General features: G+C 66.7%; 24 protein-coding genes. 12 read left to right on the forward strand and 12 right to left on the reverse strand.

Annotated features, from left to right (window positions below; all coding sequences use genetic code 11):
• Positions 1–113: 113 nt before the first annotated feature.
• The gene (locus QO207_RS12455; protein ID WP_301532710.1) at positions 114–548 is read right to left on the reverse strand and encodes a PGDYG domain-containing protein; all 435 of its coding nucleotides are present in this window, start codon (positions 546–548) and stop codon (positions 114–116) included.
• A gap of 207 nt (positions 549–755) precedes the next feature.
• On the opposite strand from QO207_RS12455, the gene QO207_RS12460 reads away from it, so the two are divergent.
• The 3 genes from QO207_RS12460 (at position 756) to QO207_RS12470 (ending at position 1,603) form a co-directional block, all read left to right on the forward strand.
• The gene (locus QO207_RS12460) at positions 756–1,190 is read left to right on the forward strand and encodes a hypothetical protein (protein WP_301532711.1); all 435 of its coding nucleotides are present in this window, start codon (positions 756–758) and stop codon (positions 1,188–1,190) included.
• 13 nt (positions 1,191–1,203) lie between these two features.
• Complete coding sequence (locus tag QO207_RS12465) at positions 1,204–1,392, forward strand: hypothetical protein (protein WP_301532712.1); 189 nt, start codon at positions 1,204–1,206, stop codon at positions 1,390–1,392.
• Between the two features lie 82 nt (positions 1,393–1,474).
• The gene (locus QO207_RS12470; protein ID WP_301532713.1) at positions 1,475–1,603 is read left to right on the forward strand and encodes a hypothetical protein; all 129 of its coding nucleotides are present in this window, start codon (positions 1,475–1,477) and stop codon (positions 1,601–1,603) included.
• A gap of 1,051 nt (positions 1,604–2,654) precedes the next feature.
• Here the strand turns inward: QO207_RS12470 and def are convergent.
• Complete coding sequence (gene def / locus QO207_RS12475) at positions 2,655–3,194, reverse strand: peptide deformylase (protein ID WP_301532714.1); 540 nt, start codon at positions 3,192–3,194, stop codon at positions 2,655–2,657.
• 233 nt (positions 3,195–3,427) lie between these two features.
• Between def and QO207_RS12480 the strand changes: the two genes are divergently transcribed.
• The 3 genes from QO207_RS12480 (at position 3,428) to QO207_RS12490 (ending at position 6,107) form a co-directional block, all read left to right on the forward strand.
• Positions 3,428–3,982, forward strand: coding sequence for a magnesium transporter (locus tag QO207_RS12480; RefSeq protein ID WP_301532715.1), 555 nt, complete (start codon positions 3,428–3,430; stop codon positions 3,980–3,982).
• Between the two features lie 223 nt (positions 3,983–4,205).
• Positions 4,206–5,636: an arginine-ornithine antiporter gene (gene arcD / locus QO207_RS12485; RefSeq protein ID WP_301532716.1), complete on the forward strand. Its 1,431-nt coding sequence runs from the start codon at positions 4,206–4,208 to the stop codon at positions 5,634–5,636.
• Between the two features lie 57 nt (positions 5,637–5,693).
• Positions 5,694–6,107, forward strand: coding sequence for a DUF5064 family protein (locus tag QO207_RS12490; protein WP_301532717.1), 414 nt, complete (start codon positions 5,694–5,696; stop codon positions 6,105–6,107).
• 23 nt (positions 6,108–6,130) lie between these two features.
• Here the strand turns inward: QO207_RS12490 and QO207_RS12495 are convergent, their stop codons facing one another.
• Complete coding sequence (locus tag QO207_RS12495) at positions 6,131–6,967, reverse strand: S1 RNA-binding domain-containing protein (protein ID WP_301532718.1); 837 nt, start codon at positions 6,965–6,967, stop codon at positions 6,131–6,133.
• Positions 6,968–7,133: 166 nt separating this feature from the next.
• Positions 7,134–8,897: an ABC transporter transmembrane domain-containing protein gene (locus QO207_RS12500; RefSeq protein ID WP_301532719.1), complete on the reverse strand. Its 1,764-nt coding sequence runs from the start codon at positions 8,895–8,897 to the stop codon at positions 7,134–7,136.
• Between the two features lie 144 nt (positions 8,898–9,041).
• Between QO207_RS12500 and QO207_RS12505 the strand changes: the two genes are divergently transcribed.
• The 3 genes from QO207_RS12505 (at position 9,042) to QO207_RS12515 (ending at position 11,213) form a co-directional block, all read left to right on the forward strand.
• Positions 9,042–9,242 (forward strand): hypothetical protein, encoded by a 201-nt coding sequence (locus QO207_RS12505; RefSeq protein ID WP_024765957.1) that lies wholly within the window; start codon positions 9,042–9,044, stop codon positions 9,240–9,242.
• 208 nt (positions 9,243–9,450) lie between these two features.
• The gene (locus QO207_RS12510; protein WP_301532720.1) at positions 9,451–10,542 is read left to right on the forward strand and encodes an AI-2E family transporter; all 1,092 of its coding nucleotides are present in this window, start codon (positions 9,451–9,453) and stop codon (positions 10,540–10,542) included.
• 62 nt (positions 10,543–10,604) lie between these two features.
• Positions 10,605–11,213, forward strand: coding sequence for a DUF4893 domain-containing protein (locus QO207_RS12515; protein ID WP_301532721.1), 609 nt, complete (start codon positions 10,605–10,607; stop codon positions 11,211–11,213).
• Between the two features lie 9 nt (positions 11,214–11,222).
• On the opposite strand, the gene QO207_RS12520 is transcribed toward QO207_RS12515, so the two are convergent.
• On the reverse strand, positions 11,223–11,846 hold the full coding sequence (locus QO207_RS12520) for a hypothetical protein (RefSeq protein ID WP_301532722.1): 624 nt from the start codon (positions 11,844–11,846) through the stop codon (positions 11,223–11,225).
• Between the two features lie 104 nt (positions 11,847–11,950).
• Between QO207_RS12520 and QO207_RS12525 the strand changes: the two genes are divergently transcribed.
• Positions 11,951–12,673, forward strand: a complete 723-nt coding sequence (locus tag QO207_RS12525; RefSeq protein WP_301532723.1) for an RNA pseudouridine synthase — start codon at positions 11,951–11,953, stop codon at positions 12,671–12,673.
• A gap of 463 nt (positions 12,674–13,136) precedes the next feature.
• On the forward strand, positions 13,137–13,403 hold the full coding sequence (locus QO207_RS12530; protein ID WP_301532724.1) for a hypothetical protein: 267 nt from the start codon (positions 13,137–13,139) through the stop codon (positions 13,401–13,403).
• 1 nt (position 13,404) lies between these two features.
• Here the strand turns inward: QO207_RS12530 and QO207_RS12535 are convergent, their stop codons facing one another.
• From QO207_RS12535 to QO207_RS12545, 3 genes are all read right to left on the reverse strand, one after another.
• Positions 13,405–14,241: an enoyl-CoA hydratase/isomerase family protein gene (locus QO207_RS12535; protein WP_301532725.1), complete on the reverse strand. Its 837-nt coding sequence runs from the start codon at positions 14,239–14,241 to the stop codon at positions 13,405–13,407.
• Positions 14,242–14,324: 83 nt separating this feature from the next.
• The gene (locus QO207_RS12540) at positions 14,325–16,139 is read right to left on the reverse strand and encodes a monovalent cation:proton antiporter-2 (CPA2) family protein (RefSeq protein ID WP_301532726.1); all 1,815 of its coding nucleotides are present in this window, start codon (positions 16,137–16,139) and stop codon (positions 14,325–14,327) included.
• Between the two features lie 53 nt (positions 16,140–16,192).
• Positions 16,193–16,915, reverse strand: a complete 723-nt coding sequence (locus tag QO207_RS12545; RefSeq protein WP_301532727.1) for a lipoate--protein ligase family protein — start codon at positions 16,913–16,915, stop codon at positions 16,193–16,195.
• A gap of 232 nt (positions 16,916–17,147) precedes the next feature.
• Here QO207_RS12545 and QO207_RS12550 point away from each other — a divergent pair, with 232 nt between their 5' ends.
• The gene (locus QO207_RS12550) at positions 17,148–18,350 is read left to right on the forward strand and encodes a GGDEF domain-containing protein (protein WP_301532728.1); all 1,203 of its coding nucleotides are present in this window, start codon (positions 17,148–17,150) and stop codon (positions 18,348–18,350) included.
• A gap of 471 nt (positions 18,351–18,821) precedes the next feature.
• On the opposite strand, the gene QO207_RS12555 is transcribed toward QO207_RS12550, so the two are convergent.
• Genes QO207_RS12555 through dsbE form a run of 4 tightly spaced genes read right to left on the reverse strand, consistent with a single transcriptional unit; the run spans position 18,822 to position 21,464 of the window.
• The gene (locus QO207_RS12555; RefSeq protein ID WP_301532729.1) at positions 18,822–19,229 is read right to left on the reverse strand and encodes a hypothetical protein; all 408 of its coding nucleotides are present in this window, start codon (positions 19,227–19,229) and stop codon (positions 18,822–18,824) included.
• 17 nt (positions 19,230–19,246) lie between these two features.
• Positions 19,247–20,458 (reverse strand): c-type cytochrome biogenesis protein CcmI, encoded by a 1,212-nt coding sequence (gene ccmI, locus QO207_RS12560; RefSeq protein ID WP_301532730.1) that lies wholly within the window; start codon positions 20,456–20,458, stop codon positions 19,247–19,249.
• A complete protein-coding gene (locus tag QO207_RS12565) occupies positions 20,455–20,925 on the reverse strand; it encodes a cytochrome c-type biogenesis protein (RefSeq protein ID WP_192431971.1) in 471 nt (156 codons plus the stop codon). Before QO207_RS12565 ends, ccmI begins: the two co-directional genes overlap by 4 nt.
• A complete protein-coding gene (dsbE, locus tag QO207_RS12570; RefSeq protein ID WP_015476576.1) occupies positions 20,922–21,464 on the reverse strand; it encodes a thiol:disulfide interchange protein DsbE in 543 nt (180 codons plus the stop codon). Before dsbE ends, QO207_RS12565 begins: the two co-directional genes overlap by 4 nt.

Here is a 21,464-nt window from a genome sequence, read left to right on the forward strand (position 1 = left end):
TGCAGGGTGGACCCGCAGCGCCTGGGCAAAGTTGCAACAAATGCGCGGCGCAGAGCGCCCGCCAGGACAGACCATAGCTGGTCGCGGCGGGCGGATGCCAGTGCGGGCTCGGTTCAGTCAGCCAGGCGATAGACCTTGGCGAAGCGCTCGGCCTTCACCACGCCGTAGTCACCGGGCGCGTATTGCAGCACCCAGTCGCCGGCCGCACCGGTGAGGCGATCACCACCGGCCGAGCGCAGCAGGGTGAAGGGTTCGTCCATGTGCCGGGCCAGCACCAGGCTGGGGATATTGCGGTAGGCGCCGGGTTGGCCATGGGCGAGCGCGGCGTCGGCGGGGCGGTATTTCGGATCGAAGCGCTCGCGGGAGACGACCCAGCGCTCGCCGGTCGAGCCGCTGATGATCGCGTCACCGACGGCATAACGATTCGGGCCTTCCAGACTCATCAGCTCACCGGGCGCGGCGGCGAATTCGACGGTGACGGTTTCGTCCTTCACCACGCGTTGTGCGGCGGGATCGGTGGCGAGGTCCAGCTGATTGAGCTCGAGCATGGCGGGCAAAAAACCTGCGGAAAAGGTTGGGGGAAAGAACCGGGGCAAGCCTACTCGCAAAAGAATCGCCCCGCGAGAAGCCAGCGGCTGGCGGTGCTCTACACTCACTGACCATGCGCGCCGTCACGACACTCCCGGCCGAACCCAGCCAGCTTTCCGGCTGTCGCACCTACTGAGCCAACCCCATCAGCCGTACAGGAATATCCCATGTCGTTTGCCCGTCTCGCCCTGCCTTTGCTGTTGCTCACCAGCCTTGCCGTCCACGCCGAAGACTCCCCCGACGAAGCGAAATTCCTCAAGGAGTCGGTGGACTACTTCGACCAGGTCACCAAGAGCAGCCTGCCGCACCAGGTGGACAAGGTTACGACCCTCAACAGCGTGCAGCTGGACCCGACGAAGAAGATGCTGTATTACCGCTACGGCATTTCCAACCTGCGCCTGGACGCCATGGACCTGGGCGCCCGCGCCAAGTTCGAGAACGGCCTGAAGACCCAGCTGGAAAGCACCACCTGCCAGCAGCCGGAACTGCTGCAGCGCTTCCGCGAGCACCACCTGAGCGTCACCCACGAATACACCGGCAGCGACGGCAAACCGCTGGCCAGCATCACCGTCGACCCGCAGAACCTGAGTTGCAAGAGCTGATCCTTCCTCCCCCATGAGCCGTGCCGATTACCACCAGCAACACGCCCAGCGCGCCGAGGCCGAAGCCCGGCGCCTGCTGGCCGAACGCGACAGGCTCGGGGCACGTTGGTTGCCCTGGGTCGCCGCCGAGCTTTACCAGCTGAGCCCACCGCCCTTTGCCAACATGGTCCGCCGCGAACTGCAGCGCCTCGCCGCCAGCTGAACGGCCACGCGGCCTGGCAGGGCGGGACTATGCTGAAGCTGTCAGCCCTCGGCCCGAGGGCATCCCTTCGGAGGACAGCCTCATGAAAGGTCTCGACGCGAAGAAACAGGCGAAGAAAAAGCCGCTGAAGACGGCGCATGAAAAGCGCATGGCCAAGCGGCAGAAGAAAACCGGCAAGTCTCTGCTGGGCAATCCGCAGCAGCCTTCCTGATCTTCCCCATCGGCGAATCGGCGTACAACCCGGGGCGGTTGTACGCCCACCTCACCTATCCACCATCCCGCGATGACTGCTCCCGCAGGAGCGAACTTCGTCCGCGATAACATCCGACGCGTTGCGACCCCATCGCGGACAGAGTCCGCTCCTACGAGTACCCCAGCAGCAGAGCAGACCTGTAGGAGCGAGCTTGCTCGCGAACAGGACAAGCCTCGGTGCTGCCGGGAAATCGGTTCGCGAGCAAGCTCGCTCCTACAGGTGGCTTCGAAGATTGGCGCTATAGCCTGTCCGCGGAGTGCGCCGCGGGGGATTTCGCGGACAAGGTCCGCTCCTACGTCCCGCCACCTCGCACCGCTCCGGCTCTGGCTTTGGCCTTGGCTTTGGCTTTGGCTTTGGCTTTGGCCTTGACTCTGAAAGGCTTCCAGAGAAATGTCCGCGCACTCCGACTGCCCCGTTCAGGAGGCCTCGTTGAATTGGAGTTTCAGGGGTTGAGCGACATGGATGTCGCGAGAGCCGCGATGGGCCAGGGATGGCCCTTGGCGGCGTGCCCCTGAAACTTCGATTCGACGAGGGAATTTTTCGCCTAAGCGAAAAACCGGATGTCCGGGGCAAGACCTTTTGGTTCCTTTTGGGGCGTTTGCCAAAAGGGACTCGCCCGAGGGGGCGAAACAAAAGGTCCGCGCGCATACCGAAGCGACGCTGGAAACCCAGCGCGAAGCAAGAAGCAAGAGCCCCTCACCCTAACCCTGGCTGCGCGCCCGGCTCCTCAAACGGGAGAGGGGACCGTCCGCAGCGAGCTGACACCACGGCGTCAGCCGGTCAGCCGGTCAGAAGGTCAGAAGGTCAGCCGGTCAGAAGGTCAGCCGGTCAGAAGGTCAGAAGGTCAGAAGGTCAGAAGGTCAGAAGGTCAGAAGGTCAGAAGGTCAGAAGGTCAGAAGGTCAGCGAGGCTCTCTGAAAACCAGAACCGACACAAGCCAAGCGAAACCACCGGCAATCCCCGCCAGAAAGACACGCCCGCCCACCAACGCCCCCAAAGACAATCACCCCTCAGTCATCCGCGTTGGGATCAAGCCCCGGAAACAACACCTCGGTAAACCCGAACTTGCTGAAGTCGGTGATCCGCGACGGATACAACCGCCCAATCAGGTGATCACACTCATGCTGCACCACGCGGGCGTGGAAGCCCTCCACGGTGCGATCGATAGCCTGCCCCTGCGGATCAACCCCCTGATAGCGAATGCTCCGATAACGCTCCACCGCCCCTCGCAGCCCCGGCACCGACAGGCAGCCCTCCCAGCCCTCCTCCAGCTCATCGCCAATGGGCGTGATCAGCGGATTGAGCAGGATGGTCGGCGGCACCGCCGGCGCATCCGGATAGCGCTCGCTGCGCTCGAAGCCGAAGATCACCAGCTGCAGGTCGACACCAATCTGCGGCGCCGCCAGGCCGACTCCCCCAACGTGATGCATGGTCTCGAACATATCGTCGATCAGCTGCTGCAGCTCGGCGCTGCCGATCATCGACTCGGGCACCGGCGGGGCGATGCGCAGCAGGCGCTCATCGCCCATCTTGAGAATCTCGCGAATCATCTCGGCCTCGTTCACGGCAAAAGGAAAGCAACACAGGCAAAGCGGCATCCTCTGCCGCCCAGCGCCCGCTGGCAACCCCGCGACCGCCCGGCAGTGCCCCGCAGGCCACGCCACACGGGTGTTAGACTGCAACCTGATGACACTCGTCCGACGACGCAGCTTTGCCGAACTTCACGGCAGATCGCCGTCGAAACCCTGGGGGATCGTGCAAGCCGGGGGACTGGAGACTGGTCATGAACAGGCATTACTACATCAGCGACAACCTGGACGACCTGGAACAGGTCGAGCAGGAACTCAGCGAACGCGGCATCAGCATGGAACAGATGCATGTGCTCAGCGACAACGACGCAGAAATGCGCGAGCACCGCCTCCACGAAGTGCCCTCGATGATGAAGAAGGACGTGGTGCACTGGGGCAAGATCGGCGCGCTGATCGGCGCCGTGCTGGCCGTGCTGGTGCTGGTTGGCGGCTACTTCAGCGGCTGGACCGAGACTGCCGCAGGCTGGGTGCCCATCGTCTTCCTCGCGGTGATCCTCGGCGCGTTCAGCCTGTGGGAAAGCAGCTTCTTCGGCCTGCAGCGCCCCAGCAGCGACGTGCGCCGCTTCCAGAACAACCTGCAGGAAGGTCGCCACGTGTTCTTCGTCGATGTGAAGCCCGAGCAGGAACCGGTGCTCGACCGCGTCGTCGGCCTGCACCCGCGCCTGGAGATCGCCGGCTTCGGCAGCGCCACGCCGACCTGGTGGCTGTCGCTGGAACAGGCCTGGAACCGCTTCCGCCACATGATGTGATGCGCCCCGGCCGCGCGCCGGTGGCTGTGCTTCGCCTCCCATCCGCGCCCATTCGGCCAGCGGCATGCCGGCTGCGGGCCGCGAAAACCCGACGAAGTAACGAGATTGTCCGTCGTTCAGGAATCATTCAGAAACCGTTAGCCAGCTATTGATTCATGTCAGCCGGGTGCCTCCGGTCGAATTCGAAACTATTCGGGTTCCCCATTACCCAGGAGGCTGGGACATGTCTTCATCGCCCAACCAGAAACTCGGTCTGGCCGCACTCACCGCCCTGGTGGTCGGCTCCATGATCGGCGGTGGCATCTTCTCGTTGCCGCAGAACGTCGCGAAAAGCGCCAGCCCCGGTGCCGTGCTGATCGGCTGGGCCATCAGCGGCATCGGCATGCTGATGCTCGCCTTCGTCTTCCAGAGCCTGTCCAACCGCAAGCCGGAACTGGACGCGGGCGTCTACGCCTACGCCAAGGCCGGCTTCGGCGACTACATCGGCTTCAACTCGGCCTGGGGCTACTGGATCAGCTCCATGCTCGGCAACGTCAGCTACTTCGTGCTGATCTTCAGCGCGCTGGGCTACTTCTTCCCGGTGTTCGGCGAGGGCAACACGGTCATCGCCTTCGCCTGCTCGTCCCTGCTGCTGTGGGGCCTGCACTTCCTGATCCTGCGCGGGATCAAGCAGGCGGCCTTCATTAACCAGGTCACCACGGTCGCCAAGGTCGTGCCCATCGTGCTGTTCATCCTGATCGGCCTGGTGGCGTTCGACATGGACCTGTTCACCGCCGACTTCTGGGGCCATGGCCACGTCGATTTCGACAGCGTGATGAGCCAGGTGCGCAACATGATGCTGATCACCGTCTGGGTGTTCATCGGCATCGAGGGCGCCAACCTGTATTCGGGCCACGCGAAGAAGCGCTCGGACGTCGGCACCGCCACGGTGATCGGCTTCGTCTCGGTGATGGCGCTGCTGGTGCTGGTGAACGTGCTGTCCATGGGCATGATGAACCAGGCGCAACTGGCCGGCCTGCCCAACCCGTCCATGGCCTATGTGCTGGAGCACGTGGTCGGCCACTGGGGCGCAGTGCTGATCATCGCCGGGCTGGTGGTCTCGCTGTTCGGCGCGCTGCTGGCGTGGATCCTGCTCAGCGCGGAGATCATGTACGCCGCCGCCCACGACCACACCCTGCCGAAGTTCCTCGCCCGCGAGAACGACAAGGACGTGCCGGTGAACGCGCTGTGGATGAGCAACGCCACGGTACAGGTGTTCCTGGTGGTGACCCTGTTCGCCGCCAGCACCTACACCAGCCTGGTGTACCTGGCCGCCTCCATGGCGCTGCTGCCCTACCTGTTCTCGGCCGGCTACGCCGTGCTGCTGAGCCTGCGCGGAGAAGGCTATGAAGGCCTGCTGCGCGAGCGCCGCAAGGACCTGGTGATCGGCGCCATCGCCCTTATCTACAGCCTGTGGCTGGTGTACGCCGGCGGCTTGGACCACCTGCTGCTCTCGGCGCTGCTCTACACCCCGGGCGTGGTGCTGTTCATCATGGCCAAGCGCGAGCGTGGCGAGCGCGTGTTCAGCAAGGCGGAATGGCTGGTCTTCGCCGTCCTGCTGGCCGCGACCCTGGCCGCCGGCTACGGTCTGTACGCGGGCCAGCTGAGCCTCTGAGTTCGTTCCCGACGCCCGCGGCGATAGCCGCGGGCTTTGGCATTTCAGGAGAAAAACATGACCACGCCCACCGAGGTCACCATCCACTCCAGCAGCGGTCTCGACCGCCAGCAGTACCGCATCCGCCTGAGCTACGCGGTGGAGAACGCCGGCAGCCGCGACGCCCTGGTGAAGTTCGAACTGGAGGGCGAGATCGACGGCCAGCCGTTCAGGGACGGCTTCGAGTTGCCCGGTGACATCGCCTTCAACTTCGCCGCCAGCGCCACACGTATCCTGCGCCGCCACGGCCTGCGGGTCTGCAGCGGGCCGGTGCTGCGCTTTCGCAAGGAACATGACCGGGTGTTCGACGACCTGCGGCGTCAGCTGAAGGCCGCGCCGGGGTCACCGGTCGACCTGCAGCGCATGGGCTCGCTGGCCCCGGCGCAGCCGCGTTGCGCGGTGGCCGAGTCCATCGTCCGCGGGCGCGGTTGAGCGCCCGCGGCTGAACAGAGCTATCAGGCCAGGTCGATGCGGTCGTCGTGGATGACGATCAGGCCCTGCTTGAACAGGCCGCCGATGGCCTTCTTGAAGTTGCCCTTGCTGACGCCGAACTGCTGCGCGATCAGATCCGGCGGGCTCTTGTCGCTGAGCGCCAGGGTGCCGCCGGCTTCGCGCAGGGCCTTGAGGATCTGCTCGCTGAGGGCGTCGGAGAGGCCGGCGCCGGCCGGCTGCAGGCTCAGGCTGATCTTGCCGTCGGCGCGCATTTCCTTGATGTAGCCGGTCTCGCGCAGGCCGTTGCGCATGAACTTGAAGACTTCGTTCTTGTGGATCAGGCCCCAGTGCTTGCCGTCGATGATGGCCTTGTAGCCCAGGTCGGTGCGCTCGACGACGAGCAGGTCCACCTGCTGGCCGACCTTGTAGTTGGCCGGGACGTTGTCCAGGTAGCGGTCCAGGCGCGCGGTGGCGGTGATGCGGCGGCTGCGCTCGTCGAGGTAGACGTAGACCACGCAGTAATCGCCGACCTGCAGCGGGCGCTTCTCTTCCGAGTGCGGCAGCAGCAGGTCCTTGGGCAGGCCCCAGTCGAGGAACAGGCCGACACGGTTGACCTCCACCACCTTCAGGCTGGCGAAACCGCCGACCTGCACCTTGGGCTTCTGGGTGGTGGCGATCAGGCGGTCTTCGCTGTCCAGGTAGATGAACACGTTGAGCCAGTCGCCGACTTCGGTGTCTTCGTTCTTCGGCACGTAGCGCTTGGGCAGGAGGATTTCGCCGTGGCTCTCGCCATCCAGGTAGAGACCGAAATCGGTGTGCTTGGCCACCTGCAACGAATTGAACCGACCTATGACTGCCATGACGCTTACCTCGTGAACGGGGCGGGCATTCTACGCGCATTGGCGCAAGGATGCGCCTTCAGCCGCCGAACGCCGGCTTTTGGGTAGGAGCGAGCTTGCTCGCGAACCGAGCTTTCCGGCAGCTCCGCAGTTAAGCAGTTCGCGAGCAAGCTCGCTCCTACAAAGTCTACTGAGCCTGGCCGAACTGCAGCTCGGCCAGGCGCGCGTAAAGCGGATTGCTGGTCACCAGCTCGGCATGCCGGCCCAGCGCCACCAGGCGGCCGTGGTCGATCACTGCGATGCGGTCGGCGTTGAGCACTGTGGCTAGGCGGTGGGCGATCACCAGGGTGGTGCGGTCGCGCATCAGCCCCGGCAGTGCCTGCTGGATCAGGTGTTCGCTCTCGGCGTCCAGCGCGCTGGTGGCTTCGTCGAGCAACAGGATGGGCGCATCCACCAGCAGCGCGCGGGCAATCGCCAGGCGCTGGCGCTGGCCGCCGGACAAGCCCAGGCCGCTTTCGCCCAGGTGCGTCTGGTAACCCTGCGGCAGGCGCAGGATGAACTCGTGGGCATGGGCGGCACGGGCAGCGGCTTCGACGTCCGCATCGCTGGCGCCGGGGCGGCCGTAGCGGATGTTCTCCTCCACCGTGCCGAAGAACAGCGCCGGGTTCTGCGACACCAGCGCGAAGCTGCGGCGCAGGTCGCTCGGGTCGAGCTGGGCGATGGGCTGGCCGTCGATCAGGATGCGCCCCTGCTGCGGGTCGTAGAAGCGCAGCAGCAGGTCGAACAGGGTGGACTTGCCGGCGCCCGACGGGCCGACCAGCGCCAGGGTCTCGCCCGGCGCCACGCGCAGGTCGATGCCGTCGATGGCCCACTGCTCCGGGCGCGACGGGTAGGCGAAGCGCACCGCCTGCAACTCGATGCTACCGCTGATCCGCTCCGGCAGGCGCAGCAGGTCGCTGGCCGGCGCATGGATTTCACTGCGCGCACGCAGCAGCTCGGCGATGCGCTCGGCGGCGCCGGCGGCGCGCTGCAGCTCGCCGATCACTTCGCTGAGGGTGCCGAAGGCCATGCCGACGATCAGGCTGTAGAACACGAAGGCCGCCAGGTCGCCGGGGCTGATCCGCCCGGCGATCACGTCCATGCCGCCGACCCAGAGCATCACGCCGACGGCGCCGAGCACCAGCAGGATCACCACGCTGACCAGCCAGGAGCGTTGCATGATGCGCTTGCGCGCGGTGTCGAAGGCGTCTTCCACGGTGCGGCCGAAGCGCGCGCGGTCCTGGGCCTGGTGGTTGTAGGCCTGCACCGTCTTGATCTGGCCGAGGGATTCGCCGACGTAGCTGCCGACATCCGCCACGCGGTCCTGGCTGAGCCGCGACAGGCTGCGCACGCGGCGGCCGAACAGCAGGATCGGCGCGATCACCAGCGGCAGCGAGGCGACCACGATGCTGGTCAGCTTGGCGTTGGTGAAGAACATCAGGATGATCCCGCCCAGCAGCATCAGCACGTTGCGCAGCGCCATCGACAGTGACGAACCGATCACCGATTGCAGCAAGGTGGTGTCGGCGGTCAGCCGAGACTGGATTTCCGAGGAGCGGTTGTTCTCGTAGAAACCGGGATGCAGCTCAATCAGGTGGTCGAACACCCGCTGGCGGATGTCGGCGACGAAGCGCTCGCCGATCCACGACACCAGGTAGAAGCGCACGAAGGTGCCCACCGCCAGGCACAGCACCAGCAGGAAGAAGATGCCGATGGCGCGGGTGAGCAGCTGCTCGGACTGGGTGATGAAGCCCTGGTCCACCAGCAGGCGGATGCCCTGCCCCAGGGACAGGGTAATGGCGGCGGTGAACAGCAGCGCCAGCAGGGCGCCGACGGCGCGCCAGCGATAGGGCGCGAGGAACGAACGGGCCAGGCGCAGGGCATTGCGCTGGCGGGACGACAACAGGGACATGGCAGGCTCGAAACGGCCGGAACAGGCGGCAGAGCGTAGCACCGCAGGAGCACGCCAAGCGATGCAACTGGACCGTTCGTTCCATGACCGCCCCGAAAGGTGCTCGTTTGATGTACAATGGGCGGCCAATTTGCGCAGACAGGTATGGCAGATATGACTACCAAGCCCTCCACCCGCCAGAAAGCAGCCCCCAAGGCTCCCGCCGCGACCGCTACCAGCGAAGCCCTGGAAGCCCAGATCGCCGCCTTCCTGAACTCCGGCGGTGAGATCCAGCAGATCGCCAAGGGCGTGACTGGTCAGAACTACGGCGCACCGAGCCGCCACATCAGCCTCGGCAAGAAGTAATACCCGCTGGCAAGCCTGCCGACCTTCGGCAGGCTGCCCGCCTCTCGCTCCCCGCCTCCTCCCTCCGTTTCAAGCCCCTGCTTCACGCTTCGCGCTACCCCCTGCGCAATTCCGAACATCCTTTATTGCTTCCGCACCTTGCACTCGGGCAGAGTCCGCCGATAGTTAGGACTGGGCCAAACTGCGGCCCCTTGCAAGGAGCAACCCCATGCTGCCCTCCCCGGAAAAGCTGCTGTCGCGCAACCTGCTCGATGTGCTGATCCGCGCCGGCCTGATCGTACTGCTGGCCCTGTTCTGCTTCCGCATCTTCCACCCCTTCCTCGACCTGATGCTCTGGTCGGTGATCCTCGCCATCACCCTGTACCCGCTGCACCAGCTGTTCAGCGGCTGGCTGGGCGAGCGGCCGAACAGTGCGGCGACGCTGATCGTCATCCTCGGCCTGGTGATCCTGCTGGTGCCGGTGGTGGTGATCGGCCTGTCCATGGCCGAGTCGGTCCGCGACCTGGTGCACGCCATCCAGAACCGCACCCTGCAGATTCCGCTACCGCCCGAGTCGGTGCAGAACTGGCCGGTGATCGGGCAGTACGTCTATCCGTTCTGGACCCGCGTGGCCACCGACTTCATGGGCGTGGCGCACCAGTTGGCGCCGCACCTGCAGGGCGTGGCGAAGAAGGTAGCCGGGCAGGCTGCGGGCGTCGGCATGGGCCTGATGCAGTTCCTCGCCGCCTTCGTCATCGCCGGGGTGATCATGGCCTACGGCAAGCTGGGCAGCCGCACCGCCTGCGACATCGCCATCCGCATCTCCGGCCCGGACCGCGGCCCGGGGCTGGCCGAGCTGTGCACCGGGACCATCCGCGCGGTGGCCCAGGGCGTGGTCGGCGTCGCCTTCATCCAGACGCTGATCCTCGGCCTGGGCTTCATCGTCATGGGCATCCCCGGCGCCGGCCTGCTGGCCCTGGGCGTCCTGCTGCTGGGCATCACCCAGTTGCCGGTGGTGCTGATCAGCCTGCCGGCGATCATCTACGTGTTCATGACCAACGACTCGCTGCTGGTGACCATCCTGTTCACCGTGTGGACGGTGATCGGCGGCCTCTCCGACAACGTGCTCAAACCGCTGCTGTTCGGCCGCGGCGCCAAGGTGCCGATGGCGGTCATCCTGATCGGTGCCCTGGGCGGCATGCTCAGCAACGGCATCATCGGCCTGTTCGTCGGCCCGGTGGTGCTGGCCCTGGGCTATGAACTGTTCATGTCCTGGGTGCGTGAACGCGAGGCGCCCACGCCGGTCGAACCGGTTTCCTGATTCGATATCCCACTCCCGCGGCCCGGCGCCGCGGGCAACCAACCCGCAATGGAATGCTCACGATGACCCAACGCTGCACCCTCGCCACCGCCCTGCTGGCCGCCGGCCTGCTGCTCTCCCCGCTGGCCTTCGCCGAAGAAGCCGCCATCGTCTGGCCTGCCGCGGTCAACGCCGCCGACCAGCAACGCCTGAGCGCCCTCGACGGCGAGGTCAAGCAGGTGCTCGACCAGCTCCAGCAGAGCGAGGACGAGACCACCCGCGACGAGGCGCTGAATTTCTACCGCATCGTCCTGGAAGACCCGGAGCCGCTGGCCGACGCCGCCCTGACCGGCAACTGGAAGTGCCGCTCGGTGCAGGTCGGCCCGGAAGCGCTGTACGGCTACCCGAACTTCAAGTGCTCGGTGCGGCAGACGCCCAAGGGCCTGTTCCTGGAGAAGATCAGCGGCTCGCAGCGCATCAGCGGCTACCTGCAGCGCCTGGACGACAAGCAGCTGGTGTTCGTCGGCGGCGCCTCGGTCAACGACGACCCGCAGGTCGGCTACAGCGGCCTGGAGCAGGCGGCTGCACGCGAGAGCGACGTGGTCGGTGTGGTGCGCAATTCCCACGACGGCTTCGTGCTGCTGGTGCCCGAGCAGTTCGGCGGCTACAACCTGTTCCGCTTCACCCGCTGAGGCGCGCGCTCAAAGCAGCGCCACCATCTCCTTGAGCGTCACCGCCCAGGTCCCCTTCGCGTTCAGGTAGCGATAACCGAAGCGCGAACCGTTGGCCTGGGTGGTCAGCACCGCGTTCCACGCCAGCCCGCGCTGCAGGTCGTGGGCCGGGTCGAGGAGGAAGAAGGCCTCGTCGCTCATCCCCACCGCCAGGCACCAGTGGCGGATATCGCTGTCCTTGCGGCCGTGGAAGCCGAGCACCACCGGAATGTTCTCCTCCAGATGGCGGCGCGTCAGTTCGATCATCCGCGTGCCGTTGTCGCGCTCGACGCGGTATTCCTTGTCGCTGATGACCTTGAGCAGTTCCAGCAGGTCGTCGCCGGTAGTGCCGACACGTACCAGCGTCTCGTGCTGGTTCAGCGCCTCCATCAGCCGCCCGTAGCGGGTGCGCGAATCCACCGGCGCCAGCCCCTTGGCCTGGCGCCGCCCCAGCTGATTGCGCGCGAGCATGGCCATCACCAGGCAATAAGGCCCGCAGGCGCCATCCATATCGCCCTGGCGCAGGTGCACCTTGTCGCCACGGCGGTTGATCAGCCCGCCGGTGCCCTGTTCATCCAGGTCCCAGCCCAGCCCGTCGATCAGGGTGATCTGCATCGCGCATCCTCGCTGCTTGGTCTGAGCTTGTGACCGGACAGGGCGCGGATCATTCCGCCGGCTTGCGGTTACAATGGTGGTTTTCCCCTGTCTGGTTGCCCGAAATGTCCGAAGCCATCCGCCTGTCCAAGCGCCTCGCCGAGCTGCTGCCCTGTTCGCGCCGCGACGCCGAGCTGTACATCGAGGGCGGCTGGGTCACGGTGGACGGCCAGCGCGTGGAAGAGCCGCAGTTCAAGGTCGACACCCAGCGCATCGAGCTGCTGCCGGGCGCCTTCCCCGAGCCGATCCCGCCGGTGACCATCCTGGTGCACAAGCCGGTCGGCCTGGGCTGCGGCAACGGCGCCAACTCTGCCCAGCAACTGCTGACGGCGGACAAGCGTTGGGCCGAGGACAACCTGCAGCAGCGTCTGCTGCGCAAGCACTTCGGCCACCAGTTCAACACCACCGTGCTGGAGACCGACGCCAGCGGCCTGCTGGTCTACACCCAGAGCCGCGGCGTGCAACGCCGGCTGGTGGACGAGGCGGACAACATCGAGCACGAGTACGTGGTCGAGGTCAGCGGGGAGATCGTCGACAACGGCCTCAAGCGCCTGTGCCGCGGCATGCTGATCGATGGCCGCGAGCTGCCGCCGTTGAAAGTCAGCTGGCAGAGCGAGAACCGCCTGCGCTTCGCCGGCAAGCAGTTCCGCCCCGGCCAGATCGCCGCCATGTGCCGCGCGGTGGGCCTGCACGCCGTGTCGATCCGCCGCCTGCGCCTGGGTGGCGTGGCCATGGGCAAGCTGCCGGTTGGCCAGTGGCGTTTCCTGCTGCCGGGCGAGAAGTTCTGATCCGGCTTCTATAGCAGGAGCCAGTACCGTCGCCCTCTGATATGCCCTGCCTGGGCTTCCCTCTCCCCCGCGCAGAGCTTTCCCCGTAGGAGCGCGCTCCTACGATTCGGCTCGGCTCCGTCGCGTCCATTAACGTAGGAGCGGACTCTGTCCGCGATCATCTGAACGCCACTCCGATCAACCATGGAGTGTGGCCAGCCCATCGCGGACGGAGTCCGCTCCTACGCACCTGCATAGTTCCGGCTGAAGTGCTCGATATCGCTCTACCACGCGGCTTACAACCGCTATCGATAACATCGATAGTCACCAGTCGACGCATTCAGTTCTCTTGATCGAGCCCGCTTGGCATCTTGGACCCATCAAGTCGCAGGCAGGAGATTCGCCGGCCCCACCTCGGGGCCGCAGGGGCGAACAGGCTACCAGCGAAAGTCGCCCCCGAATGAATCGCCAAGAGGACACCGCCATGCAAGTCATACTCGATTCCCTGCTGCTGATCGGCTCCCTGGTGGAGCTGCTGCTGTACTTCGCCCTGGCCAGCGTGGTGCTCGCCGCCGTGGTGCTGCTCAGCGTCATCGCCGTGCTGACCCTGCGCTCCCCCGCTCCGGCCATCGCCATCCCCGACCGCCGCCCCGCGGTCAGCCGCCAGCCGCGCACAGCAGTGAAACACCAGCTGGTACGCCCGCTGCTGGTCGCCGTGGCGAACGAGCCGGTGCTGGCGAAAAGCGCCTGAGTCAATCGTCGATGGCTTGCGGATAGCGCCCGAGCGCGGTGCCCAGCTCGCGCTCCAGAACGCCATCGCGCTGGCCGCCGTTGTCCATCATCCAGCGCACCCGCTCCATGGTTTCCCCGGCGGACATGTCACCGACGAAACGCTGCGACTCCTCCACCAGCGCCGCCTGATCCGCCACCGTCACCTGCTCCACCACCGCCTTCACATGGGCAATACCCGCCGCCGGGAAGGCCGCGATACGCCGCGCCAACCCTTCGCAGAACGCCTCCAGCTCGGCATCCGCCAGCGCGCGGTTGATCCAGCCGTAGCGCTCCGCCGTGTCGGCATCGAAATCCTCGCCGCCCAGGCACACTTCCAGCGCCCTGCCCCGCCCCAGCATTTGTGCCAGACGCACCGTACCGCCCGCGCCGGGCAGCAGTCCTACCGCGACCTCCGGCTGGCCGAGCAAGGCGCGCTCGCGGGAAGCGAAGCGCATGTCCAGCGCCAGTAGGAACTCGCTGCCGGCACCACGCGCACGGCCGTGCAGCTCACCGATGGTCACCTGCGGCAGCCGGCTGAAGCGGCTGAATAGCGCGCTGAGCGGGCTGGCCATGCCGGCCGGCAGCTTCATCGCCGGCGCGTCGAGCTGGCTACCGAGGTCGTAGTGGGCGAGGAAGAAGTCCGGGTTGGCGCTGCGGAACAGCACCACGCGGGTGTCGCTGTCGCGCTCCAGTTCGTCGACCAGGCGCAGCAGGTCGATGACCATGGCGCGGTCGACCAGGTTGATCGGCGCGTGGCTGAAGCTCACCACGGCAACGCCGTCGCGGTCTTCACGGGTGAAAGTGCGGTAGTCGCTCATCGATGGGGCCTCCCTTGCGAAGGCCCGAGGATGCGCCGGGGCGCGCGCTGCGCCCCAGCACTATCAATGCGCGGAATGGCCGGTCAGTGGTGACCGATGCCCTGGTCTTCCAGGTGGTCGGCCTCGAACAGCGTCTCCAGCTCCTTGCGCGCCTCGCGGGCGGTCTGGATCACCGCCTTCTCGTCGTCGTAGACGCGGTACTGGGCCATCAGCACCGCTTCGTCGTGACGCTTGAAGCGGCGGATGCGCGCGCCAACCTGCTCTTCGCTCAGGCCCAGGCCGGTGAGCAGCAGGCGGCTCATCTCCAGGCTGGAGTGGAAGGTCTCGCGCACCGGCGTCGCGTCGGCGTCCAGCAGGTGGTAGACGTGCTGGCGGTTGCGCGCCCGGCCGATGACCTTGATGTGCGGGTAGAGCTTGCGCACCAGCCGCGCGGTCTCGATGTTGGTCTGCGGATCGTCGGTGGCGACGACGAAGAACTCGGCCTTCTCGACCTGGGCGGCACGGAGGATTTCCGGGCGCAGCGGGTCGCCGTAGAAGATCGGGATATTGCCGTAGCTGCGGGTCAGCTCGATGGTGTCCACCGAGGTGTCCAGCGCGACGAAGGGCACGCCCTGGGCACGCATGATACGGGCGACCACCTGGCCCATCCGGCCCATGCCGGCGATCACCACGCGCGGCGCGTCGTCGGGCAGCTGGCTGTACTCGGGCGGTGGCTCACGCAGCACCGCCGGCTTGGGCTTGATGCTGCGCGCCAGGGCCAGCACCAGCAGCGGGGTCATCGCCATCGACAGGGTGATGCACAGCACCAGCAGCGAGTGCAGCTTGGCGTCCATCAGGCCCTGGGCGAGAGCGAGCTTGAAGACCACGAAGGCGAACTCGCCGCCGGCGCCCAGCAGCACGCCCAGGCGGATCGCCGAAACCTTGTCCAGCCCGCCAGCCAGGCGACCGATGACGAACAGCAGCGGCAGCTTGATGCCCACCAGCAGCAGGGTCAGGCCGAGCACCACCAGCGGCTCGCTCTTCATCAGGCCAAGGTCGGCGCTCATGCCCACGCTGATGAAGAACAGCCCCAGCAGCAGGCCCTTGAAGGGTTCGATCTGCGCTTCCAGCTCATGGCGGTATTCCGAATCCGCCAGCAGCAGGCCAGCGAGGAAGGCGCCCAGGCCCATGGACACGCCGGCCTCTTCCATCAGCCAGGCGGTGCCGACCACCACCAGCAGCGCGGTAGCGGTGGACAGGTCGGCCTGGCCGGTACGGGCCACCGAGCGGAACACCGGGCGCAGCAGGAAGCGCCCGCCGATCACCACCACGGCGATGCTGCCGATCACCTCCATCACGTGGGCCCAGTCACCACCGGGGGCCGCCGCGTCGGCACGCGCGCCCAGCAGCGGGATCATGGCGATCAGCGGGATCGCGGCGATGTCCTGGAACAACAGGATGGCGAAGCCGAGACGGCCGTAGGGGGTGTTCAGTTCCTTGCGCTCGGCGAGGATCTGCAGGCCGAAGGCGGTGGACGACAGCGCCAGGCCGCCACCCAGCACCACGGCGGCGTTCACCGGCAGGTCGAAGGCCAGCACCGCCACGCTGCCGATGGCCAGCGCGGTGAGCAGCACCTGCGCCAGACCGACGCCGAACACCTGCTTGCGCATCACCCACAGACGCTTGGGCGACAGCTCAAGACCGATGATGAACAGCAGCAACACCACGCCCAGCTCGGAGAGGCTGGCGACGCTGTCGGGGTTGTCGATCAGCCCCAGCAGCGAAGGGCCGATGAACACCCCGGCGAGCAGGTAGCCGAGCACCGCGCCCAGTTGCAGGCGCTTGGCAATCGGCACCATGAACACCGCCGCAAGCAGGAAGACCACTGCCGACTGCAGGTAATTCGTCCCATGTTCCATGTATCAAGACTCCTTGGAAGGGTTGGGGCGAAGCGAAGATCCACCCACGTCGTTCAAATCTGTTCGTTGTCCAGCACCACGCCCTCGGCGAGCAGGTGGCGCTGGAAGTGCCCGGCCAGGGCATCGACCTGGTCCCAGGGCTGTTCGTAGCGTTCGTCCAGCGCAATGTGGCTGCTGGCGCGTACGCGGGCTTCGAGGCCGCAGTTCTGGTAGAAGGCGTTCACCGCCGCGACCATCGGCTCGCGCTGGTTTTCCATGAGGATCGCGCCATGGGCCAGCACCACGTAGCGCCCGTCACTGGGCCGCCGGCGCCAGCGCTGGGCGGTGCCGACCAGTTTGCGCCCGCCCAGGTTGACGTTGTAGCGGCCATCGCAGAAGGCGCCCTCCACTTCGCCCAGGCCCGGATCGAGGCCCAGGGCTGCCAGCCAGTCGCAGAGCGGCTGGCACAGGCGCAGGTAGGCGGTCTCGATGCGCGTCTGCTCGTTGTCCTCAGGCGGGATCGCGTAGACCAGCGCCACGTTGAGCACCGCCGCGGATTGCGGCACCGGCTCGCCGCCGGTATCGCGCAGGGCAATCGGCCAGCCGAGGTCGGCGCAGACCGTCTCGGCAGCGCCGAAGCCTTCCAGCCGGCTGAGGCGGCGCGGCATCACCAGCGACTGCTCCAGCGGGCTCCAGAACAGCAGGCCGCTGTCGCGCTCGCCGGCAAAGGTGGCGTCGAGCAGCGCACGCTCGGCGTCCAGGCCCTGCTCCGCCGACCAACGTTGCACTCTATTCATGACAGCCTCCTTGAGCGATCCGGGGTGCGGACTATGCCCGCCGAGGGCCCATCCGACAATGTTCCAGGCCAATTCGTTGCCCTGCTTGGAAGATTATCGACTCCACCTGTGACCGGCGTGCTGTCCGACCGAGTCACGTCCGGAGAGCAGGTCCGGGAACCCTTCATCACAGCGAAGCGGCGCTGCGTCTATTCTGCAAGGTGCCCGGCACTTGCCCAGGAGGCCCGCGCCCTTGTCCAGGACCCTGTTCCAGCGATTGCAGCACGCCATCGCCGTCAATGACGCGCTGGCCATGCCGATCGCCCGGGAAAACCTCCGGCGGGTGTACCTGGCCGCCTTGCTGGCGGTGCCTTTCGACCTGATCCATATCCTGGTGTTCTGGCTCAACCTGCAGGGTTCCAGCCCGCAGTACGACGGCTGGCGGATGGGCATCATCCGCGTCCACGCCACCGTCGCGGTGCTCTTCACCCTGCTCGGCCTGCTCGCCTGGATCGCCTCGCGGCCCCGGCGCAACCCGCCGCTGCGCTACATGCAGGCGCTCACCGTGGCCGGCAGCGCCGTGGTGCTGGGCTTCGGCGTAGCCATCACCGGCACCGACCAGCAGGTCACCAGCAGCATCACGCCCTTTCTCATGGCCTCGGTGGCTACGGCGCTGATCATCCTGCTGCGCCCGCGCCTGGCCGTCACCCTGTATATCCTCGCCCTCGCCGCCTTCGAGCTGACCATGACGCTGACCCAGGGCAGCCCGCAGCTGCGCCTGTCAAACCAGATGGGCGGGCTGACCATCTGCGGCATCGGCCTGATCCTCTCGCTGATCCTCTGGCACGGCCACGTGCGCAACCTGCGCCAGCGCCAGTTCCTCCGCCAGCAGCGGCGGGAGCTGGAAGAAAAGAACCGGCAACTGGAATACCTCGCCGGCCACGACCCGCTCACCGGGCTGTTCAACCGCCGCCAGTTCGACCAGCTGGTGGCCATGGAGCTGTCCCGCGTCGCTCGCCAGCCGGCGCCGATCAGCCTGCTGATGGTGGACCTGGATCACTTCAAGTTCATCAACGACCGCTATGGCCACCCGCTGGGCGACGAGGTGATCCGGCACACCGCGAACCTGCTGCGCAACTACACACGCACCGGCGACAGCGTGGCGCGCCTCGGCGGCGAGGAGTTCCTGCTGTTGCTGCCGGATACCTCGCAGCCGCAGGCGCGCACCATTGCCGAGAAGGTGCGCCGGCTGCTGGAGGAAACCCCGCTGCCGATCAAGGACAACCTGCTCTACCTCACCGCCAGCTTCGGCATCGCCTGCCTGGAAGCCGGCACGCCGGGGACCTACGAGGGCCTCTACGCCGCGGCGGACAAGGCGCTGTACAAGGCGAAGGCCAGCGGAAGGAATCGGGTGGAGGTGATCGAGCTGGGGGAGGAGATGGGGACGTTCGACTGAGTGGCTGAGCGCGCTACGGTGTGATCGGATCGCGTAGGAGCGGAGCTTCTCCGCGAATCACCGACAGGCGATGGAGAATTCCCTGTGAATACCATTTCCGCCGCGATGGATTTCGCGGACAAGGTCCGCTCCTACAGGCTGGGTTCGACGTGCGTTTTGTTCTGCGTAGGGCGGATAACCCGGAACGGGTTATCCGCCGATACCACAGCGGCGGATAACGCTGGCGCGTTATGCGCCCTACGAAGCTGAGCTCCCGGCGACGCCGGCATCAAGCGGTTCGCGAGCAAGCTCGCTCCTACGAAAAGCAGGAGATATCGCCTGCTTCGAGGTCGGCCGGGCAGGTTCGCTGGAGCACCTGAATCGCAGGGTGCGTAGGAGCGGACTCTGTCCGCGATCGGCTGGCCGTGCTCACTGGATGATCGGAGCGCCGGCGAATCAATCGCGGACGGAGTCCGCTCCTACGAGAGCCGGTTACTGCGGATATTTACGCGTCAGCCCCGGCGGTACGCCGCTGCTGTCGGTCTCGGTCCAGGGGCCTTGCGGGCCGACGCCCCAGTACCAGCCACTGTCCCAGTGGTAGTAGGTGCGCTGGCGGTAGTAGAGATCTTTCTGGCCCTGGATCACGTAGACGCCCAGGCTGGCGTCCCAGCGGCCCTTGCCGCCGGGGGGCGGGGCGAACTGGGTCGGGCGCTTGGCGGCAGGCGCGGCGCCCGGCTGCGGGGTGATCGGCGAGGAAGAGGTCTTGGGCGGCGGCGGGATCGGCGTGCCCGGCTGCGACGGCGGCGGTGTCTGCACCGGCGGTTGCTCCGGCTGCTGCGGATGCACCACGCAACCACCCAGTACCAGCATGGCGCCCAGCGCCAGCAGTCTGCCCTTCATCGCTCAACCTCCCCTGCTTATTTCTGGTCCGGGCTGTCGATGGTGACGCTCTGCTCGCCCGCGTTGGCAGTAGACAACGCTTCGCTGCGTCCGATCCATTCGCCGGAGATCGCATTGCCGGCGCGGGATATCCGCGCGACGAGCTGCACCTGCGGGTGCTGCGAGAGCTTGAGCTGCGGCATCATCGCGTCGGCGTCGCTCAGCGAAACCTCGCTGGGCAGGTCGGAGACCTTCAGGCGCTTCACGGCCAGCGGCATGGGCGGGCCGCTCACCGCGCGGGCGAAGACGAACACGCTGTCGTCCGGCTTGACCTGGCCTTTCACGGCGTCGGTCAGATCGACCTTCACCTTCAGGGTCACGCCCGCGGTGGCGGCAGCAACCGGCGCCTCGGGCGGAGTCTGGCCCTTCTCGACCATGCGCTGGCGAGCGCGCTCGATGCCGCCGGCGATGGCGTCGCGGGACGGATCGTCCTGCGGCAGCACGGTAACCAGACGGCCCCAGTAGTCGATGGCGTCGGCGTACTTCTCGTCCTCGAACGCGGCGATGCCGAGCAGGCCGAGGGTAGTGACTTCCTGCGGGTCCTTCTTCAGCGCCTCGTCGGCAAGGTCGCGGACCTGCTGGCTAAGCGCCTTGTCACCGGCGAAGTACAGCGCCTGCGCCCACTGGCCGAGCACTTCCGGCTGGCGGCCGGAGAGGCGCGCGGCCTGCTCGAAGGCCTTGGCGGCGTCAGCGGCACGGTTCTGGGTCATGTAGGCGCGGCCAAGGAAGTACCAGCCTTCGGCGGAGTCCGGCTGAGCCTTCAGCGAACGCTCCAGACGCGAGGTCATCTCTTCCATGGACTTGGGCGCGGTGGCGAATTCGCGGGCCAGCTCGACCTTGTCGCTGGCGCCCCAGTGCAGATAGAGGCCCAGGCCGAGGAACGGCAGGACCAGCGCGGCGGCCAGCGGCGCGGCGCGGCCGAGACGGGAGCGGCGGTCTTCGCTGGCGCCTTCAGTGTCGGAGAGCAGTTCGCGGGCCGCTTCGGCGCGGCCGGCTTCGAACTGCGCGGCGTCGAGGGTGCCGGCGTCACGCTGACCGCTCAGTTCGGCCAGGCGCTCCTGGTACAGGGCGACGTTGAGGGCGGTGCGGTCTTCCTCGGCCTGGGCCTTGCGGCCACGCAGCAGAGGGACGAGGAGGAATGCCAGGGCCACCAGCAACAGCAGGCCGGCGGCGAGCCAGAAATCGATCATTTGTCTTGGTTATCCAGCAATTGGTCGAGACGCGCCTGCTCCTCGGCGGACAGCGTGGTGGAAGTGGCAGCAGCCGGGCGACGGCGGCGCGCAACGATGGCGCCGATGACGATCACGCCCAGGCCCAGCAGCGCGGCGGGGCCGAACCAGAGCAGCCAGGTGCGCTCGCTGACTTCGGGCTTGTAGCGCACGAACTCGCCGTAGCGGTCGACCATGTAGTCGACGATCTGCTGGTTGCTCTTGCCGGCGGCCATCTGCGTGTAGATCTGCTTGCGCAGGTCGGCGGCGATCGGCGCGTTGGAGTCGGCGATGTCCTGGTTCTGGCACTTGGGGCAGCGCAGCTCGGTGGTCAGGTCGCGAAAGCGCGCACGTTCGGCGTCATTGGCGAACTCGTAGGTATCGATGGCGGCGTGGGCGATGCCGGTGAGGCAAAGCCCGAGCGCAGCAGCGGCTAGCAGACGCTTCATTTGCCCTCCGCTTCGTCGACCAGGCCCTGGTAGATCGGCGCCAGCTGTTCACGCCAGACCTTCTCGTCGACGGCGCCGACCAGCTTGTGGCGGATGATGCCGTCCTTGTCGATGATGTAGGTCTCCGGCGCGCCGTAGACGCCCAGGTCGAGGCCCAGGGTGCCCTGCGCATCGGCGATGTTCATCAGGTAGGGGTTGTGCAGCTCCTTGAGCCACTTCTGCGCGGCGGCGCCGTCGTCCTTGTAGTTGATGCCGTAGATCACCACGCCCTTGGCGGCCAGATCGGTGAGCACCGGATGCTCGAAGCGGCAGGTCGGGCACCAGGTGCCCCAGACGTTGACCAGCGCCGGCTTGCCCTTGAGGTCGGCCTCGGTGTAGGTCTTGCCCGGCTCGGTGACGCTGGGCAGGGAGAACGCCGGGAACGGCTTGCCGATCAGCGCCGAGGGCAGCTCGCTGGGGTCCAGCCAGAGGCCACGGAAGAGGAACACCGCGACGACCAGGAAGATCGCCAGGGGCAACAGCAGGATCGCACGCTTCAC

Source organism: Pseudomonas sp. CAN1 (assembly GCF_030462585.1).
Taxonomy (GTDB): Bacteria; Pseudomonadota; Gammaproteobacteria; order Pseudomonadales; family Pseudomonadaceae; genus Pseudomonas.

What these genes read in the sequence shown, in the direction of transcription:
- QO207_RS12455 (WP_301532710.1), bottom strand. Translation starts at nt 548, where the DNA reads ATGCTCGAGCTCAATCAGCTGGACCTCGCCACCGATCCCGCCGCACAA.
- QO207_RS12460 (WP_301532711.1), top strand. Translation starts at nt 756, where the DNA reads ATGTCGTTTGCCCGTCTCGCCCTGCCTTTGCTGTTGCTCACCAGCCTT.
- QO207_RS12465 (WP_301532712.1), top strand. Translation starts at nt 1,204, where the DNA reads ATGAGCCGTGCCGATTACCACCAGCAACACGCCCAGCGCGCCGAGGCC.
- QO207_RS12470 (WP_301532713.1), top strand. Translation starts at nt 1,475, where the DNA reads ATGAAAGGTCTCGACGCGAAGAAACAGGCGAAGAAAAAGCCGCTGAAG.
- def (WP_301532714.1), bottom strand. Translation starts at nt 3,194, where the DNA reads ATGATTCGCGAGATTCTCAAGATGGGCGATGAGCGCCTGCTGCGCATC.
- QO207_RS12480 (WP_301532715.1), top strand. Translation starts at nt 3,428, where the DNA reads ATGAACAGGCATTACTACATCAGCGACAACCTGGACGACCTGGAACAG.
- arcD (WP_301532716.1), top strand. Translation starts at nt 4,206, where the DNA reads ATGTCTTCATCGCCCAACCAGAAACTCGGTCTGGCCGCACTCACCGCC.
- QO207_RS12490 (WP_301532717.1), top strand. Translation starts at nt 5,694, where the DNA reads ATGACCACGCCCACCGAGGTCACCATCCACTCCAGCAGCGGTCTCGAC.
- QO207_RS12495 (WP_301532718.1), bottom strand. Translation starts at nt 6,967, where the DNA reads ATGGCAGTCATAGGTCGGTTCAATTCGTTGCAGGTGGCCAAGCACACC.
- QO207_RS12500 (WP_301532719.1), bottom strand. Translation starts at nt 8,897, where the DNA reads ATGTCCCTGTTGTCGTCCCGCCAGCGCAATGCCCTGCGCCTGGCCCGT.
- QO207_RS12505 (WP_024765957.1), top strand. Translation starts at nt 9,042, where the DNA reads ATGGCAGATATGACTACCAAGCCCTCCACCCGCCAGAAAGCAGCCCCC.
- QO207_RS12510 (WP_301532720.1), top strand. Translation starts at nt 9,451, where the DNA reads ATGCTGCCCTCCCCGGAAAAGCTGCTGTCGCGCAACCTGCTCGATGTG.
- QO207_RS12515 (WP_301532721.1), top strand. Translation starts at nt 10,605, where the DNA reads ATGACCCAACGCTGCACCCTCGCCACCGCCCTGCTGGCCGCCGGCCTG.
- QO207_RS12520 (WP_301532722.1), bottom strand. Translation starts at nt 11,846, where the DNA reads ATGCAGATCACCCTGATCGACGGGCTGGGCTGGGACCTGGATGAACAG.
- QO207_RS12525 (WP_301532723.1), top strand. Translation starts at nt 11,951, where the DNA reads ATGTCCGAAGCCATCCGCCTGTCCAAGCGCCTCGCCGAGCTGCTGCCC.
- QO207_RS12530 (WP_301532724.1), top strand. Translation starts at nt 13,137, where the DNA reads ATGCAAGTCATACTCGATTCCCTGCTGCTGATCGGCTCCCTGGTGGAG.
- QO207_RS12535 (WP_301532725.1), bottom strand. Translation starts at nt 14,241, where the DNA reads ATGAGCGACTACCGCACTTTCACCCGTGAAGACCGCGACGGCGTTGCC.
- QO207_RS12540 (WP_301532726.1), bottom strand. Translation starts at nt 16,139, where the DNA reads ATGGAACATGGGACGAATTACCTGCAGTCGGCAGTGGTCTTCCTGCTT.
- QO207_RS12545 (WP_301532727.1), bottom strand. Translation starts at nt 16,915, where the DNA reads ATGAATAGAGTGCAACGTTGGTCGGCGGAGCAGGGCCTGGACGCCGAG.
- QO207_RS12555 (WP_301532729.1), bottom strand. Translation starts at nt 19,229, where the DNA reads ATGAAGGGCAGACTGCTGGCGCTGGGCGCCATGCTGGTACTGGGTGGT.
- ccmI (WP_301532730.1), bottom strand. Translation starts at nt 20,458, where the DNA reads ATGATCGATTTCTGGCTCGCCGCCGGCCTGCTGTTGCTGGTGGCCCTG.
- QO207_RS12565 (WP_192431971.1), bottom strand. Translation starts at nt 20,925, where the DNA reads ATGAAGCGTCTGCTAGCCGCTGCTGCGCTCGGGCTTTGCCTCACCGGC.